This window comes from Paraburkholderia gardini (assembly GCF_907164545.1).
Taxonomy (GTDB): Bacteria; Pseudomonadota; Gammaproteobacteria; order Burkholderiales; family Burkholderiaceae; genus Paraburkholderia; species Paraburkholderia gardini.
Map to the genome: position 1 here is coordinate 1 of NZ_CAJQZB010000005.1, position 17,687 is coordinate 17,687.

A 17,687-nucleotide genomic window follows, 5' to 3' on the forward strand; every position below is an offset into this window, starting at 1 on the left:
CGTGCCGCGCACGCGGCACGGCACTTCGTCATACGTTTCGCGCGGGTTGCTCCGGCAGCGCGACAAAGAACGTCGAGCCGGCGCCTTCCGTCGATTCGACCCACACCCGCCCACCGTGACGCTCGACGCTTCGTCGTACGAGCGCGAGGCCGATGCCCTCGCCTGTCGCGATGTCTCCGTGCAGCCGCTGAAACGCGTGAAATACTTTCGATATGTAAGCCGACGGAATACCAAGCCCATTGTCGCGCACATAGAAGGTGCGTGTGCGGTTGACGGGTACCGATGCCGCCGCTGTGTCGGGTTCGAGCGCGCCGACTTCGATGCGCCCCGGCCGCGCCGGATCGAGATAGTTGAGCGCGTTGCCGATCAGGTTGGTGAAAATCTGCTCGATCGCGGCCGGATCGCCCCACACCGAAGGCAATTCGCGCACGCTCACAACGGCCGCGCGTTCGCGCACGGCGCCCTGCAACGCATCGACGACCCGCGCTACCACCCGCCCGACACTCACACGCTGCAGATGATATTCGAGTCGACCGGCACGCGAGATCGTCAGCAACGCCTCGATGATGGCCGCGGCGCGCGTGACGGAAATGCGCAGGAACTGCAACGATTCGCGCATGTCGCCGTCGAGCACCGCAGCGAGACGCTGTTGTTCGTGCGCGGGCAGGTTCGCCGATTCGACGGTGGCACGCAGGTCGTCGCACGAAACCTGCAACTCCTTCGAGAAGCCCTGCAGGTTGACGAGCGGCGAGCGCAGATCGTGCGATACGCTGTAGATGAACATCTCGTTGTCCTGCGTGCCCTGCCGCAATTCTTCGTTGACGCGTACCAGTTCGGCCGCGCGTGCGTGCAGCTTCGCCTTGAGCGTCGCATGTTCGCTCTCGACCGCGCGCAGCCGCGCGCCGGTCTGGTGCAGAACGGCGTCGAGTGCTGAAATTTCGTCGCGGCCCGGCAGCGGTTCGGCTAGCGGCCGGCCATTGCCAAGGCGCTGCGCGTTGTCCGTCAGCACGGCGACCCGCCGGCCGAAATGGCGCGCGACGACGAGCGCCGTGATCGCCCAGATCAGCATCGAGCCGACGATGGCGCCGATCAGCGTGGACTGCTGGCGCCTGCGGTTTTCCGCGAGCGCGGCGCGACGCGCGACGTCGCGCGCCGATTCCGCCGCGATCAGCGCGTCCAGGCGGTCACGAAACACAGCGATCGGAGCCGGTATGTCCTCGCGCTCCGCGACGGCCAGCGCGCTCACGTCGCGTTTGCCACGCAGCGCGTGCCCGATCGCGTCGGCATGAGCGTGCCAGGTGTCGAGCGCGGCGCGCATTTCGCGCACGCGCTGGCGCTCTGGGGGACTTTCGGCGACAAGATGGTCGAGTTGTGCGAGCCGGCTGGTGAGATCGGCCCAGACGGCGTTGCTGCCGATCAACGACGCATCGCCCGCGACGAGCGCCGTGCGAACGCGCACCACCTCGCCCAGCAACGGGTCCATCAGGGACGAAGCCCGGTACAGGATCTGCGCGCTGCCCACAACCGATTGCGCGGCATCGGCCGTCTGCGCCTGCGTGTTGAAGACGGCGCCGAGCAGCGCCAGTTCGATGGCGCCCGGAACCGCGATCAGCAACAGGCCTTTGGTATACAGGTTCATGAATGTCCGGCAGTCCAGAGCGTCGCGGCGACCTGCCATCGGGTCTTGCCTTGTGATCGAACCGCGCCGCCGTGTTGCGATGTCATGCGCAGGCGAACCCCGCTCATGTTTTCGCGCAGGCACGGACTGAAGATAAAGGGCCGGGCCATTATGACCCGAATCCGCAATATTTCAACGCAACGTGGAGATGGGCTGCCCCACATAAAAATGCCTTTTTTATGGGTGCCGGAGTCACCAGCGCGGCGGCTGAGTCTATTATGGTGTTAGATGTTCGGAGATGCGAAAGCGCGCGGCGAGCAGATACGGCATGAATCGTGCGGGTGGAGTGATAGAGACGAACCGTCGAATCACCGTGAATCCGGCATCTTCGTATGCTATAAAAGATCGACGTGCGGCGCGCGAAGCCGGGAGTGGTCGCATGAGGACGCTGCGTTTCTTGCAATTCTTTTTCAGGCGAATTTTTATGTCCTTCCCGAAAAAGCGCAGGCGCGCGAAGACGGACGGCGATGAGTCGTTCCTCGCGGTGCTGCGGCATTTCAAGCCGTTCGGCCAGCTCGACACCAAGATCGCGCGGGCCCGTGCGCAGGACGAACCCGTGCTCTACGCTCATGTCCTCCCGGGGCTCGACGTGCTGTTGTGCAGCGTGCGCGGCGCCCACCCCCCTTATCCGGATGTAGCCGAGCTGCGTCGGCGCTGTATCGAATCGATTGCGAATGCGCTGGAGCAGCCGCTCGACGGACTCGAAAACGGCGGCTACTGGTACGAGGCGAACGGCTTCGGTTTTCTGGTGTTCGCGAGCCGGGCACGTGCGCGCATCCTGCCCGAGTTCGGTGCGGCGAAAGCCGCCGCCGGTGCACGCCGCGGCGTACGCAGGCAGGATGCAGCGGGCGATGCCGCCCCGCGCTCGCTTCGCTAGCGCTTCGGTTCAAATCCAGTTATTTCAGAACGACAGTGGGGCGACAACGCCCCACTGTCGTTTTGCCATGGGCACCTGCCGGCTGTTTGCGCCGGCACGTCGCGCCGCGCGACGATCGCGGCACTCAACTCAACTCCCCTTGTATTGCGCCGCGCTGGCGGGCGACATCCGCATGGCGGGCGTCGACGATGCGGGCGCGGGCGGCGCAGGAAGACGCGCTCCGTTTGCCTCCGAGGCTGCCGCGTCCACGCCGCGCGGCGTCCGCATCTTCTGGCCGGGCGGCGGCGCGTCCGGACGCGCGCGCATCTGCGCGAGCAGGTCGTTGCACGGAAGCGCCTTGTTGTTGCTCGGCGCAATCAACGGAATCAGCGCGGCGAACGGGTTGAGCAGACCGAGGCCGATCATCGCGCCGCCACGCACCGCGAGCGCCGTCGCGTTCACGCCGACGTGCGGATTCCTGAACGTACCCTTCACGTACAGCGGCGAGCGCAGCGAGAAGACGCGGAAACCCTTCGTGTGCGGATGGATGTTGAGGTCCATCGCCTCGTCCTTCAGGTTGATGGTGCCGTCCATGTTGATCACGGCATCGTCGGTATCGAGCGCGAACACTTTCGAGTCGAGTACGCCGTTCGTCACGACAAAATCCGCCGCCGCGCAATTGATCTTCACGTCCCGCCTGCCGAAGAGCTTCTCATAGACGACATTCGCCACGTTCAACCCGGCCGCTTCCATATAGAGGCGGCTCACGGTGCCATCGGTGATCAGCGCCTTCACTTCGCCGTTCGACGTCGCCGCAAGCGCCGCGGGCGAATTGCCGGTTGCCGAGAGCGCAGCGTCGCCGTTCACTTCGCCCAGCGCGCTCTGCATCGTCTTCACGGTCGGGAACAGCTGCTTCAGCTTCAGATGCCGCGCCTGCGATGCCACGCGGCCCTTCAGCGGCGTCGTGCTGCCGTCGAGGTGAATCTCCGAATCGAGCGTGCCGCCCGCCACGCCGAACCTGAGCGGCTCAAGCGCAAGCACCCCTTCCTTCATCACGACGTGCGTGTAGAGATCGGTAATCGGCAGGCTCGGGTCCTTGATGATGCGACGGCCGGTGAACTTCACGTCGGCATCGATCGCCTTCCAGCGATCCGTGCGGAATTCCTCCACGGGCAACACCTTGCCGGACGGCTGGTCGGGCGCGGCGCCGCGCTTTGCCTTGCTCGCGTTCGAATCGGCGCCGATGATCGGCGCGAGATCCTTGAACTGCAACACGTTCGACACAAGTACGCCCTGCAGCAGCGGACGCGGCTTCTGCGCGTAGTAAGTCATTGAGCCGTTCAGATCGCTGCCGCCCACCCGGCCGGTGAAATTCCCGTATTTGAAAACGCTGCCGTCGGGCTTGAACTGCCCGGTCAGGTGCCCTTCCGTGGCGTATGGCGGCGTGTCGGGGAGCGTGACCCCTGTGAGCGGATACAGGTGCGCCATGCTCGCGCCCTGCAACCAGAGCCGCAGGTCGAGCGCCGCGAGGTGGACCGGATCGGTCACCGTGCCGACAACCGCGATACGCGTATCGCCGACCCGTACGTCGGCCTGCACGGGAAACGGACGCGTCGTGTCCTGCACGGCAAGCACGCCGCCGACCTTCCCGCTGCCCGAAAGCGGCGTCGCGTTATAGGTGCCCTTGAGCGTCCAGCCAATGCCATACGTCGGCGCGGTCCGTTCTGAACCCGTCGTGGCCGGCACGCTGGCACCGGACGTGGAGGCGACGGCCGCCGCACTCGATGCCACCGGCGTGGCGGACGCGCCGGACGCCGTCGTCACCGATGCGCCAGAGACGCCAGCAGGCTCCGATGCCGCTGATGCCGCCGCCGAAGCCGCTGATGCCGCGGCCGCAGCCGAAGCCGCATCCACCTGCTTCACGAGCTTGCTCGCGCCCTGCTTGCCGACCACCTGCGCCGACGCATTACGTGACGCCTCTTCCTGTGCCTTCATGACGTCGCCGATTGGAATCGCCTGCCCGAGCGTATCGATGACCATCTTCACGTCGGCCTTCTTCTGCTGGTCGGAATACGCGATATTGCCTTTGGCGAACTGGATATCGTGCAGTTCGAGCTTCCATTCCGACGGGCTCGCAGACGAGGCAATCTTGAACGTCCAGTTATTGCGGCCGTCGAGAAGCCGTTCCAGATCGACGGAAGGATTCACGAGATTGATCGCGGGAATGACGATGTCGTGCGCGAGCAGCGGCAGGACCTTGATCTGAAAATCGATTTCATCGAGCGTCGCGAAGTGCGGCTGCTTCGACCAGTCGGGATTGCCGACCGTGATGTTTTCAGCGGAAAGACGCGGCCAGGGCACCCACGCGCGCCAGCCCATCTCGCCGACCGGATGGCGCCAGCCCACCTTGAGATCGCCTTCGATGGCAAACGGGCGGCCGATTGCCTCGCTGACCTTGTCGTTGATATACGGGCGCGCGCGGTTCCAGTCGAACGTCAGGATAAAAATCACCAGCGCCGCCACAAGCACGGCGAGTATCGCCAGCACCCATGCGAAGATTTTTCCGGTCCGTCGCGATACCGCCATGAGGATTCCCTTCCATTTTTCTTTATCGATGGCGCAGCACACGCCGTGCCCGCCCTGCTGCGTCTATCATGACGCACTGCCACACACCCCGCCCGAAACACCATGACGGACATTCCGATCGTCGAGGCCTTCGACCTGTGCCGCCGCGATGCAGAGCGCGGCCAGGTGCTGCTCCAGCCGGCCTCGTTTTCACTCCACGACGGCGACCGCGTCGCCGTCACCGGTCCGTCCGGCTCAGGCAAGAGCGTGTTTCTGCGCGCGCTTGCCCTGCTCGATCCGCTCGATGCAGGCCGCATCGAATGGCACGGCAAACCTGTTTCACGGATCACGATGACGCACTACCGGCGCAACATCGCGTATATCCGGCAGCGACCCGCCGTTCTCGAAGGCACGGTCGAGGACAACCTGCGCTATCCGTACACATTGCACGCGTATCGCGACGTGCGATTCGATCGCGAACGCGCGCGTTCGTTCGCGGAACGGGCGGGCCGCGGCGACGATTTTCTCGACAAATCCGCGAGCGAGCTGTCCGGCGGCGAGGCGCAGATCACCGCGCTCATCCGCGTGCTGCAACTCGCGCCCGAGGTGCTGCTGCTCGACGAGCCGACCGCGTCGCTCGACCCCGAGTCCTCGCATGCGATCGAAGCGCTCGTCAAGACGTGGCTCGATTCGGCCAATGCGCGGCGTGCTTCGGTGTGGGTCTCGCACGACCCGGCCCAGGCGGCGCGCGTGAGCGACCGTCATCTCACGATGCGTGCGGGTGTGCTGGACGAAGTCACCCGACCGGCTGCGCCGCCAGGCCCGCAGGACAACCAGCGGGAGGATACGCGATGAGCCAGGGTCTGCAGAATCTGAGCCTGTGGGACGTCGGTATCGCGGCGCTCCTGATCGTCGTGAATGGCGCGCTATCGGTGGCGCTGAAGCTCGACCTCGAACGCAAGCTCGCCTGGGCAGCCGTTCGCACGATCGTCCAGCTTCTCGCGATCGGTTACGTGCTCGGCTGGGTGTTCGCATACGGCCACTGGTTCGTGGTCCTGCCGCTGATGATCCTGATGACGCTGATTGCCGGCTTCGCGGGTGCGCAGCGCGGGCTGCGCACTTACGCGGGACAACGCGCGGACAGCCTCGTGTCGATCTGGGTCAGTTCGTGGCTCGTTGCCGCGGTCGGGCTTTTCGTCGTGATCCGCATTCATCCGTGGTACGCGCCGCAATACGCGATTCCGATTCTCGGGATGATTCTCGGCAACACGCTGACCGGTGTCTCGCTTGGCATCGAACGCATGATGGAAGAGCTGACCGCGCGGCGCGATCGCGTCGACATGGCGCTCGCGCTCGGCGCGACACGCTGGGAAGCGGCGCAAGGTCCCGCGCGACAGGCGGTGCGGGCAGGCATGATTCCGACGCTCAACCAGATGGCTGTCGTCGGCGTGGTGAGTCTGCCCGGCATGATGACGGGCCAGGTGCTGGCGGGACAATCGCCGCTGCAGGCGGTGCGCTATCAGATCGTGATCATGTTCCTGATCGCGGCTTCATCGGCGCTCGGCACGGTGGGCGCGGTGCTGCTGACGTACCAGCGACTCTTTTCCGCCGAGCACCGGTTCCTCGCGTCGCGCCTCGTCGACCGCCCGGTGCGCGCGCGGCGCTGAAAGCCCGTCGCCGTCAGGCGGCGGGTTCGGACTCGCGTCCGGTTCCGCCCGCGCGCCTGGACGCGTCAGCGCGTCAGCGCGTCAACCCGTCAACGCCGTGCCGACACGACGACCTGGATGCCATCGCTGATCGTGACCGTCTTCGCGGTGCCGTTGGTCGGCATCGTGAAACGGACAACCTGGCTTACCGTCACGTCATTCGGACACTTGAGCTTCTGGCCGCCGGCCGTCACCGACTTCGTGCCCTTCGGCGCCTGAGCCTGGAAGTTCATCTGCACGGTAGCGGTACCGTCACTGGCGACGACCGGCGCGAGGCGCACCTGGGTCTGACGGATCATCGCGCCGTTCGCATCGACCGGCAGCGACGCGTAGTTCGGGCACTTGTCGGTGGCCGGAACAGGACCGCCGGGCGGCACGGTCTTCCAGGTGTAGTCGTCCATCTGGCCGGAGCGGATCTGGCGTGTCTCCTGCGAGTTGCCGAACTGCTTCGACATGACCTTGACCGTGTACTTGATCGGTCCGTCCATCGCCGACTGCGACGTGACCGTGATCGGCGTGGCGGCCTGCGACAGCGTCGCAAATCCACACACGACTGAAGCAGCAACAGAAACGGCGAAACATCTAAGGCTGGGACTCATATCGTCACCTCGTTGTTGTGCCGCTGCGCGCCCGCCATGCGGCCGCGTAGCCGTTGTTACGCGATACGCTACCCGTCTAGTCTACCGCCAGGCGGCAACGCGCGCGCTTCCGGCGGATCGGGTTTTACCCCGCTTGCGGCGCCGCCGTTTCTGCTCCTGCGTCTCTCCCTACGTCAAAACCCGGTCAGCACGAGCTTGCCGATCGCGCGGCCCTGTTCGAGCATCGCATGCGCACGGCGCAGGTTCGCCGCGTTGACCGGGCCGAGATTCTCGCCGAGCGTCGTACGCAGCGTGCCGGCATCGATCAGCCGCCCCACCTCGGTCAGGAGCTTGTGCTGCTCGATCATGTCGGGCGTACCGAACATCGAACGCGTGAACATGAATTCCCAGTGGAACGCGGCGCTCTTCGCCTTCAGCAACTCGACGGCAACCGGCGCGCTGTTTTCCACGATCGTGCAGATACCGCCTTGCGGCTTGATGACAGCGGCGGCGGCCGGAAAATGCCGGTCGGTGTCGTTGAATATCAGCACGTAGTCGACCTGTTCATGGCCGAGCGCCTTCAGTTGCGACGGGATGTCCTTGAAGTGGTCGACGATATGGTCCGCACCGAGTCCGGTCGCCCACTTCGCCGATTCGGGCCGCGATGCGGTTGCGATCACCTTCAGCTTGCCGAGCTGCTTCGCGAGCTGGATGCCGATCGAACCCACGCCGCCCGCGCCGCCGACGATCAGCACCGTCCGTCCGCTGTCCTTGCCTTCCGGCGAAACGCCGAGGCGCGAGAACAGCGCTTCCCATGCGGTGATGGCCGTCAGCGGTAATGCGGCTGCATGCGAGAAGTCGAGCGAAGCCGGCTTGCGCCCGACGATCCGCTCGTCGACGAGGTGATATTCGCTGTTCGCGCCCGGTCGCGTGATGCTGCCCGCATAGAACACGGGATCGCCGACCTTGAAGAGCGTGACGTCAGGGCCGACTGCGGCAACCGTTCCGGCCGCATCCCAGCCGAGCACGCGCGGCGTGGCCTCGGTCTGGTCTTTCGGGGCGCGCACCTTGGTGTCCACCGGGTTCACGGAAATCGCTTCCACCTTGACGAGCAGGTCGTGGCCGGTGGCCTCGGGTCTGGCGATCTCGATGTCGATGAGCGATTCGGGGTTGTCGATGGGCAGATAGCGATGAAGACCGACAGCTTTCATGGAGCACTCCTGATTCACAGATTCGGTTCGAAACGGGCGACCGCCACGCCGCAGCGGGCTTTCGGCCCTCGACGGCGCGTTTCGGTCGGGTTGATGTCATCGTAGGCCGTTCTTTATTCTTCTAAAACCATCATAATTACTGAAACATTTTCTTGATTTTCCGAATAATGACCTCTCTTCGACCGCAACGAGAACGGGAACGACTCGATCTGCTCGACGTCGCGCTGTTCGTGCGCGCCGCGCTGCTGAACAACCTGTCGGCAGCCGGGCGCGAATTCGGGCTGTCGGCCGCCGTGGCGAGCGCGCGGATCGCGAGTCTGGAGCAGTTGCTCGGCGCGCGGCTTCTGCATCGTACGACGCGCCGTATCAGCCTCACGCAGGACGGCGAAGCGTTCATGACGCACGCGCAGACGCTGCTCGATGCCGCCGATACGGCGCGCGGCTCGGTCGGCAATGCGCAGTCGGGGCCGCAAGGCCGGTTGCGCGTGACGATGCCTTCGTCGTTCGGGCGTCAGCACGTGTCGCCCGTGATGCCGGCGTTCCTGCGGCAATATCCGGGTGTGAGCATCGACCTGCGTCTGACCGACCAGATGGTCGATCTCGTCGACGCCGGGATCGACGTCGCGATACGGCTCGGCGCGCTGAAGGATTCGTCGCTGGTTGCGCGGCGGCTTGCGGTGAACCACCGCGTGATCTGCTGTTCGCCTGCGTATCTGGAAGCGCACGGAACACCACGGCACCCGTCCGATCTCGCCGATCATGAGTGCGTGATGCTCTCGGATCAACGCGACTGGGGGTTCGTGACGCCCACCGGCCGGGTCAACGTGCGCGTGAACGGCCGGTTCGCCACCGACAACGGCGAGGTAATTCGCGACGCGTTGCTCGACGGCTTCGGCATCGCGCTGAAGTCGACGTGGGACGTCGCGGCGTACCTGCGCAGCGGCGAACTCGTGACGATCCTCGACACCTATCCGCTCGCCGAGACGGTGGCGATCTGGGCGGTGTACCCGACGCGCACCTTCGTACCGCCAAAGACGCTCGCCTTCATCGACTTTCTCGCGGCGCATTTCGGCGATCCGCCGTACTGGGATCAGGTGCCGCGCTAGCGGTGCGCGTGCGGCTGGTGATCCCGACCGCTTGCGCTCAACGCCGTCCGCGCGATCCGCCCGCTGGCTTCGAGGCCGGGTTCCGGTTCGTATTCGACTCGTTTTGCGTGCGCTGCTGATACTCATCGCCGCCGCGCCGGTCGGTGTCTTCGAGACCGTGTTCGACATCGTGATGCGCCTGCTTGCCGACCCGATGGGGTTCCTGATCGTGGTGGCCGCCCGGATCCTGATCGGCTTCGTGCGGCAGCGGCGCGTTGTCATCGGCGGGCGGCCGGGCGTGACCCGTCGACGAGTCGCGCTCGCGTTTGCTGGACGTCTCGCGACCGTGGGTCGTCGTCGAGGTTTGCGGTGATGTTTTCATCGTGCTTCTCCTGTTCCCTGTTCTGGTTGGGCGAGCCCGCCAGCGGGCCGCGCATTGGCTCATTCGGGTCCTGCCTGGTCGAGCCGCTTCTTCATCGCGGCAGTGATTCGTTGACGCGTCTTCGCGTAACCCACCCACGGGTCTGTCTTCAGTGCATCGAGCCGTTCGTGCAGGTTCGCAATAGTCCATTGGTCGCCGGCCTGGGTGTCCGGCACTTCGTCCCATGAGAGCGGCACGGAAACCCCGAGGCCCGGCCGCGCGCGCGCCGAAAACGCCGCCACCGTGCTCGACCCGCGGTTGTTGCGCAGATAGTCGACGAAGATTTTTCTCCTGCGGTTCCGTGCGCCCATCTTCGCGGCGAAATGCGTGGGCAGCGTCGTCGCCATGTGTTGCGCGATGGCCTGCGAGAACGCCTTCACTTCGTCCCAGCCGGCCTTGTTCGCCAGCGGCACGACGACGTGCAAGCCCTTGCCGCCACTCGTCTTGCAGAACGACATGAGGCCAAGTTCCTCAAGCAGCGAGCGTGTAAGCAACGCGGCCTCGATCATCTTGTCCCAGCCAAGCGACGGATCCGGATCGAGATCGAACACCACGCGATCCGGCTTCCCGATGTTCGATGCCACGGCGTTCCATGTATGCAACTCGATCGTGCCCATCTGCGCCGCGCCGATGAGCGCGTCGACGCTGTCGATCGTGATCAACGGCGGATGATCGGGATCGAGACCGGGATGTTGCGTCACGTTGGGGATCGACAGTTTCTGGCTGTGCTTCTGGAAGAACAGTTCGCCGCCGATGTCCTCCGGCGCACGCACGAGAGAAACGGGACGGTCCTGCAAATGCGGCAGGATCCAGCGCGCCACCGATTCGTAGTAGCGCACGAGATCGATCTTCCGCGTGCCGGTGCTCTTGTCGATCACACGGTCGGGATGCGAGACGCGCACGCCCGCGACCGTCGTTTCGCCGGCTTTCGTTGCAGCGCGTTTTGTCGCCCGTTTTGTGGCGACGCTTCCCGTCGACGACTCTTTATCGCTCTGCTTCGAAGCACGCCGCTTCGGCGTGGACGCTACCGTCATGGCTTCACCGGATGACTGTTCCACTTCGGCGCCCTTGTGAGGCACTTCCTTGACGATCTGCCGCGCCGGCTTGTCGCGACGCAGACTGACGAACGACGCCTGACGCACGATTCGCTCGCTGGTCCATTCCGCGAAATTGCATTCGGCGACGAGTTCCGGTTCGACCCAGTGCACCGGCGTACGGCTGCGCTCGCGCGGTGCGTCCGCAAACGGCATGTGCTGCGTTTCGAGTGCGTCGAGTTCCTTTTTCACCGAGCGCAGCGTCGCCGCATCGAAACCCGTACCGACGCGCCCCGCGTACTGGAGCTTGCCGCGTGTATCGTAGACACCGAGCAGCAACGCGCCGAAAGCGGCCCGACTGCCGGCCGGCCCCGTATATCCGCCGATCACGAACTCCTGGCGCCGCCGGCACTTGAGCTTGATCCACGACGAGGTGCGCCCCGCGCGATAGAGACTGTCGCGAAGCTTGCCAATGATGCCTTCGAGCGCCATGTCACACGCGCTTTCAAGCAGGGCGTCGGCGCTGAAACCGAAGTCGTCTGAATAACGCAGTACGTCGTGCTTCAGTGGCTCGAGCAACGCCTTGAGAATCGCGCGGCGCTGCACGAGCGGCACGCCCCGCAGGTCGTAGCCGTTCAGAAACGGCACGTCGAAGAAATAGACCGTGATGTCCTGCGCGCGGTTGGCATCGAACGCGTTCTGCAGAAGCTGGAAGCTCGGCACACCGTTATTGTCGAGCGCGACGGCCTCGCCGTCGAGCCACGCCGATTCGATGTCGAGTTCCGCGAGCGCGTCGGCCTGCTGGCGAAATCGTGGTGTCCAGTCGTTGCCGGTGCGCGTGAAAACCTGCACGACCGCCGGCTTCCTCGCATGGTGATCGATGCGTGCCAGCACACGATACCCGTCGAACTTGATCTCGTACGACCATTCGTCGCCAGGCGGCGCGGTATCGACGAGCGTCGCGAGTTGCGGCTTGAGACTCGCTGGCAACGCCGCTTTTTTCGCGCCTTCGATAGAGGGTGAGACCGCCAGTTCCCGCAGCGATTTCACACTGCGGGCCGCGACGGTGTCCGTCTTCTTCGAATCGGCTGCGGTGGCACGTTTTTTCGCGGCCGACTTTTTAATCGCCGGCGTGCTCTTATTCGACGCTCCGTGTTTGCCGCCGTCGAGTACGCTGCCCGGCAACTTCTTCAGCACGTCGTACGCGTTTTCGTCGCGCGCCTCGGCATCGCGTTCCTTGATGAGAAGCCATTGCTCCTTGTCGCCGCTGCCGCGCATGTGACTGCGCACGAGCATCCAGCCGCCGCGCAGCTTTTCACCATGCAGTTCGAACTTGAGCTTGCCTGCCCGGTATGACTCGCGCGCATGCGCTTCACCGCCTGCGGGCTCCCATGTACCGCGATCCCAGACGATCACGTCGCCCGCGCCGTAGTTGCCCTCGGGAATCGAGCCTTCGAACGAACCGTATTCCACTGGATGATCCTCGACGTGCACCGCGAGACGCTTCATCGACGGATCCAGACTCGGCCCTTTCGGCACGGCCCACGACAGCAGCGTGCCGTCAAGTTCGAGCCGGAAGTCGTAGTGAAGCCGACGCGCATCGTGCTCCTGAATGACGTACGAGAGCGCGTGCGCACGGCCGCGCGTCGACGTCTTCGCGGGTGCGCGCTTTTTCACCGGCACGCCGGACGGCTCCGGTGTTTCGTCGAAACGACGTTTGCGCGTGTAGCGATCGAGTCTGTCGGTCATGATCCTGGTCGTTGCGATCTGGAGCAAGGAAAGCAGGTGTGCTCACGCTCTGTCATGCGGCGCGACGCTTGCGCGGCGGCGCGTTTTTCGGGCCGTCGCCGTTCGTTGCACGGCGCGTGGCCGTTTGCGCCTTCTTGCGCGGCGCGACGCGTTTGACCGGCGCTTCGAGCGCCTCGTCTTCGTCTTCCTCTTCCTCTTTCTTTACGGCGCGCGAAGCGGGCTTGCCCTTACCCCGTCCAAGACTGCGCTTGAGCAGATCCGACAGATCAAGAATGTCGGCGGAGCGATGCGGTTGGGTGTCTTCCTCGACCTCGCTGATTTCCTCGGTCTTGCCCGCACGAACCTTTTTATCGACGAGCGCCATGATGTCGTCGCGAAACGTGTCGTGATACGCGGCAGGGTCCCATCCCTCGCTCATGTCGTCGATGAGCTTCTTCGCCATGTCGAGTTCGCGCGTGCTCACGCCCGATGCCTTGACCCCTTCGGAGGGCAGCTTGAGTTCGTCGAACGGGCGCACTTCGTCGGCCCAGCGCAGCGTGTTGAGCGCGAGCACCGGACCCACCGGAATCAGCGCGGCCAGATGCTGCTTGTTGTGCAGCACGACGTTCGCGACGCCAATCTTTGCCGACGATTTCATGGCCTCGCGCAGCAACGCATAAACCTTTTCGCCCTTGCGATCGGGCGCGAGGTAATACGGCGTGTCGAGATAAAGAAATGAAATATCGGACGCATCGACGAAGGCGAGAATATCGACGGTCTGCGTCGATTCCGGATTGGCCGAGCGGATCTCCGCATCGGAGAGCACGACGTACTGCCCTTTCTCGTATTCGAAGCCGCGCACGATGTTCTCGCGCGTGACTTCCTTGCCGGTGCGCTTGTTGATCTGCCGGTAGCCGATCGGGTCGATCGACCGTTTGTCGAGCAGGTTGAAGCCGACCTTTTCGGACTTCGTCGCCGGATACAACTGCACCGGAACATGCACGAGTCCGAAGCTGATCGCGCCCTTCCAGATCATGTGTGCCATCGTGCGCTCCTCGAAGCCTGGAACTGGAGCGAAGCAGCAAGCGTGCCACGGACGCCGTCGACCATTCGCGCCACGCCTGAGCGCGCGGCGGCGTTTCAGGCGCGCGCCCACGCAGCGTGAGGAAGCTGTAAGTCTTGCGTGACGCCGGAAAAAGATGCGGACTGAGGGCGCGTCCTCATGCTGGACCAATGCGGGATTAACGCCCTAGCGAACGTGACAGGGCACAGCCGCGTAGCCGCGAAAGCGCACGCGCCCGCCTCTCACCGGTTCGCCGCTCAGCCGGTATGCCGGAAAGCGCCGCACGAACCGGCCAATCGCAATGCGCGCTTCGAGCCGCGCGAGCGACAGTCCCGCGCACTGATGGATGCCGAAGCCGAACGCGAGATGCCGGTTGGGCTCGCGGCGAATGTCGAACCGGTCCGGCTCCGCGAACTGTTCCGGGTCGCGATTCGCCGCGCCAATGCACAACGTGACCGGCGTGCCTTTCGCTACCGCGACACCGCCGATTTCCGTATCGACCGTCGCCATGCGATTGCCCAGCTGGTTCGAGCTTTCGAAGCGCAGGCATTCTTCCACCGCGCTCGCGATCAGGTCCGGTTCGCGTTGCAGCGCCGCGCGCGCGTCAGGCCATTCGCTGAGCGTGACGATGCCGTTGCCGATCAGGTTCGTCGTCGTCTCGTGGCCTGCGTTGAGGATGAAGATGCAGTTCTGCAGCAACTCGGCTTCGGAAAGACGCTCGCCTTCGGTTTCGCCTTCAATCAGGCACGTCAGCACATCGTGCTGCGGATCGCCCGGTGTACGGCGACGGGCGGCGACCAGTTCCTTCAGATAGTTCACGAAACCGGTCACCGCGCGATTGCCCCGTTCGAGTTGCGCTTCGGTCAGCACGGGTTCGAGCGCGCCGAGAATGGCGAGCGACCACTCGCGCAACGGCCCGCGTTCCTTGTGCGGCACGTCGAGCAGATTGCCGATCACCTCGACTGGAATCGCCGACGCGAACGCACCGATCAGATCGATCTCGCCGCGCTCTTCCGCGGCATCGAGCAAACCGTCGACGAGCCGGATCAGACCCGGCTCCATCGCCGCGATCGCACGCGCCGTCAGCGCGCCAGCGATCAGCTTGCGCACCCGTGTATGTAGCGGCGGGTCGTTGAAGACGAGGCTCGTCGTGTGATGCTCATATAGCGGCGATTCGCCGTATTTCGGCCGGAACTCGACCGTCTTGTCGGAACTGAATGCTTTCGGATCGCGATACACCGCCTGCACGTCGCGATAGCGCGTGAGAAAGAGCGAGCCGTCCCGCATGCGCCTGACCGGTTCATGCGTGCGCAGCGCACGATAGACCGGATAAGGATCGTCATGGAACGCGGGCGTCAGATGGCGAAGGTCAAAATCGCGGGCGAGTGCGCGTTCGTCAATGTCTGAAGGCATGGCGAGTCTCCGGCTGTCGTCTGTTTGCGTTCGTTTGTGCTTTTTGCCCGGCGCGCCTTGCCTGCATGCCGCACGGGCGTGCCATCCGTCGTGAGAGTATGCCGCACCGCACGTTCATCCTGCCGAAGCGCTCACGCCGAACCGTTACAATAGCCGGATTCCCGCGCGTGCACGCGCCCGCCCGATACCCGCCCCGTGCCTTTACCTGCGTCGACATGAACCTCGTTATCCAAAGCCTCGCGCCGATCGCCGAAACCCATTTCAAACCCCTCGTCGGGCTTGCGCGCGGCCTGCGCGCGACGCCGCTCGACACCCGCACGCTTCGAATCGAGGACGCGAACCCGTTGCAGCGCGCCGATCTCGACGTGTACTGCGGAACGCACCAGTTCGACTACGCGTTTATCGAACCGGGCCGTCAGTTGCGCGATTTCGGCCTCGTCGCCATGGACATGGATTCGACGCTCATCACGATCGAATGCATCGATGAAATCGCCGATTTTTGCGGGCTGAAAGCACAGGTCGCGGCGATCACCGAAGCGTCGATGCGTGGCGAAATCAAGGACTTCAACGAAAGCCTGACACGCCGCGTCACGCTGCTCGATGGACTCGATGCAAGCGCGCTTGAGCGCGTGTACGAAGAGCGGCTCCAGCTGTCGCCGGGTGCTGAGCGGATGCTCGCGGGCGCAAAGGCGGCCGGCCTGAAAACGCTGCTGGTTTCCGGCGGTTTCACGTTCTTCACCGAAAAACTGAAGGCGCGCCTCGGGCTCGATTTCACGCGCGCGAATACGCTCGAAATCGTCGATGGCAAGCTGACCGGGCGTGTGACCGGCGAGGTCGTCGACGCCGACGTCAAGGCGCGTACGTTGCGCGAAACCTGCGCGCAGCTCGGCATCGAGCCAGCGCGCGCCATCGCGATGGGCGACGGCTCGAACGATCTGAAGATGATGGCCGAGGCAGGCCTGTCGGTCGCGTTTCGCGCGAAGCCGGTGGTGCGCGAGGCGGCAAGCGTCGCGTTTAACTTCGTCGGCCTCGACGGATTGCTCCGGTTGTTCTGACGCGCCTGACGCGCGCACAGCGCACGTACAACGTATCGCCTGGAATGTAAAACGCCGCCTCGAAAGGCGGCGTTTTACGTTGCGGCAAACCGTTATGACGGCGCTCAGGCCAGCGCCGCGAGACTCTGCTCGATATCCGCACGCAGATCGGCCTCTTCCTCGAGCCCGATGTAGAACCGCACCAGCGTGCCGCGATGCGGCCACTGCGCTTCGGTGCGCATCGATGCGATGTCGTACGGCATCGCGAGGCTATGCGCGCCGCCCCAGCTCCAGCCAAGCGAGAACAGCTCCAGCGACTCGCAGAACGTGTCGATCCGCGCCGCGCTGTACTGGCCGTCGAACACGACCGAAAAGAGGCCGCCCGCGCCGGTGAAGTCGCGCTCGTAGAATTCGTGGCCCGGGCAATCGGGCAACGCCGGATGCAGGACCGCTGCGATTTCCGGCCGCGTCTTCAGCCACTTCGCGAGCGCGAGCGCGCTGCGGTCGTGCTGCTCGAAGCGGATCTTCATGCTCGGCAGACTACGCAGGATAAGCGAGCAATCGTCCGACGACACGCCGATCCCCATGCGCATGCGTGCCGCCTTCAGCTTCAGATGCAACTCGCGGTCCGCGGTAATCGTCGCGCCCATCAACACGTCGCCGCCGCCCGACTGATACTTCGTCAACGCCTGCACCGAGATGTCGACGCCCTGCTCGAACGGACGGAACGCGAGACCGGCCGACCACGTATTGTCGATCGCGGTGACGACGTTGCGCGCGCGCGCGGCGGTTGTAATGGCACGCACGTCGGGCACTTCCATCGTCACGGAGCCCGGCGCCTCGAGCCAGATCAGTCGCGTATCGGGCTGGATCAGCTTCGCGATGCCGGCGCCCACCATCGGGTCGTAGTAACGCGCGGTGATGCCGAAATCGCGCGCGAGCCAGTCGCCGTGATCGCGGTTCGGCGAATAGACGTTGTCGGGAATCAGCACGTCGTCGCCCGCTTTCACGATGCCGAAGTACACGTTCGAGATCGACGACAGCCCCGATGGCTGCAACAGTGCATGATTGCCGCCCTCGAGCGCGGCGAGCCGCTGCGCGAGGACGAGCGACGTCGGCGTGGCGTGCAGGCCGTAGCGCCACTGCGCGTCGTTGCGCCAGTCGAGCGCGCGCATCGTCGCGAGATCGGGGAACACCACCGTCGACGCGCGCGTGACCGGCACGGCAAACGATTCGAAGCCGGGCGTGAGGTCGTCTTCCGCGCGCACGATGCGGGTCTGCAGGCCGCGTCTGGAGGGAGTGTCAGTCATGGTGA

The 17,687-nt window shown here is 64.7% G+C and carries 14 protein-coding genes; 5 read left to right on the forward strand and 9 right to left on the reverse strand.

The features are described 5' to 3' along the window. Window positions 1–28 precede the first annotated feature (28 nt). Window positions 29–1,639, reverse strand: coding sequence for a sensor histidine kinase (locus tag LPA37_RS05385; protein ID WP_228974367.1), 1,611 nt, complete (start codon window positions 1,637–1,639; stop codon window positions 29–31). Between the two features lie 418 nt (window positions 1,640–2,057). On the opposite strand from LPA37_RS05385, the gene LPA37_RS05390 reads away from it, so the two are divergent. Continuing rightward, entirely contained in the window at window positions 2,058–2,555 is a 498-nt protein-coding gene (locus LPA37_RS05390; protein WP_228974369.1) for a hypothetical protein, read from the forward strand. Between the two features lie 129 nt (window positions 2,556–2,684). Here LPA37_RS05390 and LPA37_RS05395 read toward each other — a convergent pair whose 3' ends face one another. Further along, window positions 2,685–5,120 (reverse strand): AsmA family protein, encoded by a 2,436-nt coding sequence (locus LPA37_RS05395; protein WP_229011973.1) that lies wholly within the window; start codon window positions 5,118–5,120, stop codon window positions 2,685–2,687. 102 nt (window positions 5,121–5,222) lie between these two features. On the opposite strand from LPA37_RS05395, the gene LPA37_RS05400 reads away from it, so the two are divergent. Together LPA37_RS05400 and LPA37_RS05405 are read left to right on the forward strand one after the other, a co-directional pair. Next, window positions 5,223–5,954 carry an ABC transporter ATP-binding protein gene (locus tag LPA37_RS05400; RefSeq protein ID WP_229011975.1) on the forward strand — a complete coding sequence of 244 codons (732 nt, stop codon included), beginning with the start codon at window positions 5,223–5,225 and terminating at the stop codon, window positions 5,952–5,954. Next, the gene (locus LPA37_RS05405) at window positions 5,951–6,766 is read left to right on the forward strand and encodes an ABC transporter permease (RefSeq protein WP_229011976.1); all 816 of its coding nucleotides are present in this window, start codon (window positions 5,951–5,953) and stop codon (window positions 6,764–6,766) included. Before LPA37_RS05400 ends, LPA37_RS05405 begins: the two co-directional genes overlap by 4 nt. 89 nt (window positions 6,767–6,855) lie before the next feature. On the opposite strand, the gene LPA37_RS05410 is transcribed toward LPA37_RS05405, so the two are convergent. Continuing rightward, window positions 6,856–7,404 (reverse strand): DUF6013 family protein, encoded by a 549-nt coding sequence (locus LPA37_RS05410; RefSeq protein WP_228974379.1) that lies wholly within the window; start codon window positions 7,402–7,404, stop codon window positions 6,856–6,858. Between the two features lie 173 nt (window positions 7,405–7,577). Then, the gene (locus tag LPA37_RS05415) at window positions 7,578–8,594 is read right to left on the reverse strand and encodes a zinc-binding alcohol dehydrogenase family protein (RefSeq protein ID WP_228974381.1); all 1,017 of its coding nucleotides are present in this window, start codon (window positions 8,592–8,594) and stop codon (window positions 7,578–7,580) included. A gap of 167 nt (window positions 8,595–8,761) precedes the next feature. Between LPA37_RS05415 and LPA37_RS05420 the strand changes: the two genes are divergently transcribed. Beyond that, entirely contained in the window at window positions 8,762–9,700 is a 939-nt protein-coding gene (locus LPA37_RS05420) for a LysR family transcriptional regulator (RefSeq protein WP_228974382.1), read from the forward strand. A 37-nt stretch (window positions 9,701–9,737) separates the two neighbouring features. Here the strand turns inward: LPA37_RS05420 and LPA37_RS05425 are convergent, their stop codons facing one another. The 4 genes from LPA37_RS05425 to LPA37_RS05440 form a co-directional block, all read right to left on the reverse strand. After that, window positions 9,738–10,061 carry a hypothetical protein gene (locus LPA37_RS05425; RefSeq protein WP_228974384.1) on the reverse strand — a complete coding sequence of 108 codons (324 nt, stop codon included), beginning with the start codon at window positions 10,059–10,061 and terminating at the stop codon, window positions 9,738–9,740. Between the two features lie 59 nt (window positions 10,062–10,120). Further along, window positions 10,121–12,883, reverse strand: a complete 2,763-nt coding sequence (gene ligD, locus LPA37_RS05430) for a DNA ligase D (RefSeq protein WP_229011979.1) — start codon at window positions 12,881–12,883, stop codon at window positions 10,121–10,123. A gap of 52 nt (window positions 12,884–12,935) precedes the next feature. Continuing rightward, window positions 12,936–13,907, reverse strand: coding sequence for a non-homologous end joining protein Ku (gene ku / locus LPA37_RS05435; protein ID WP_228974388.1), 972 nt, complete (start codon window positions 13,905–13,907; stop codon window positions 12,936–12,938). A 204-nt stretch (window positions 13,908–14,111) separates the two neighbouring features. Beyond that, window positions 14,112–15,338 (reverse strand): cytochrome P450, encoded by a 1,227-nt coding sequence (locus LPA37_RS05440; RefSeq protein WP_229011981.1) that lies wholly within the window; start codon window positions 15,336–15,338, stop codon window positions 14,112–14,114. Window positions 15,339–15,553: 215 nt separating this feature from the next. Between LPA37_RS05440 and serB the strand changes: the two genes are divergently transcribed. Next, window positions 15,554–16,393: a phosphoserine phosphatase SerB gene (gene serB / locus LPA37_RS05445; protein WP_229011984.1), complete on the forward strand. Its 840-nt coding sequence runs from the start codon at window positions 15,554–15,556 to the stop codon at window positions 16,391–16,393. Between the two features lie 104 nt (window positions 16,394–16,497). On the opposite strand, the gene LPA37_RS05450 is transcribed toward serB, so the two are convergent. Then, window positions 16,498–17,682, reverse strand: a complete 1,185-nt coding sequence (locus LPA37_RS05450; RefSeq protein WP_228974393.1) for a cystathionine beta-lyase — start codon at window positions 17,680–17,682, stop codon at window positions 16,498–16,500. Between the last annotated feature and the right edge of the window lie 5 nt (window positions 17,683–17,687).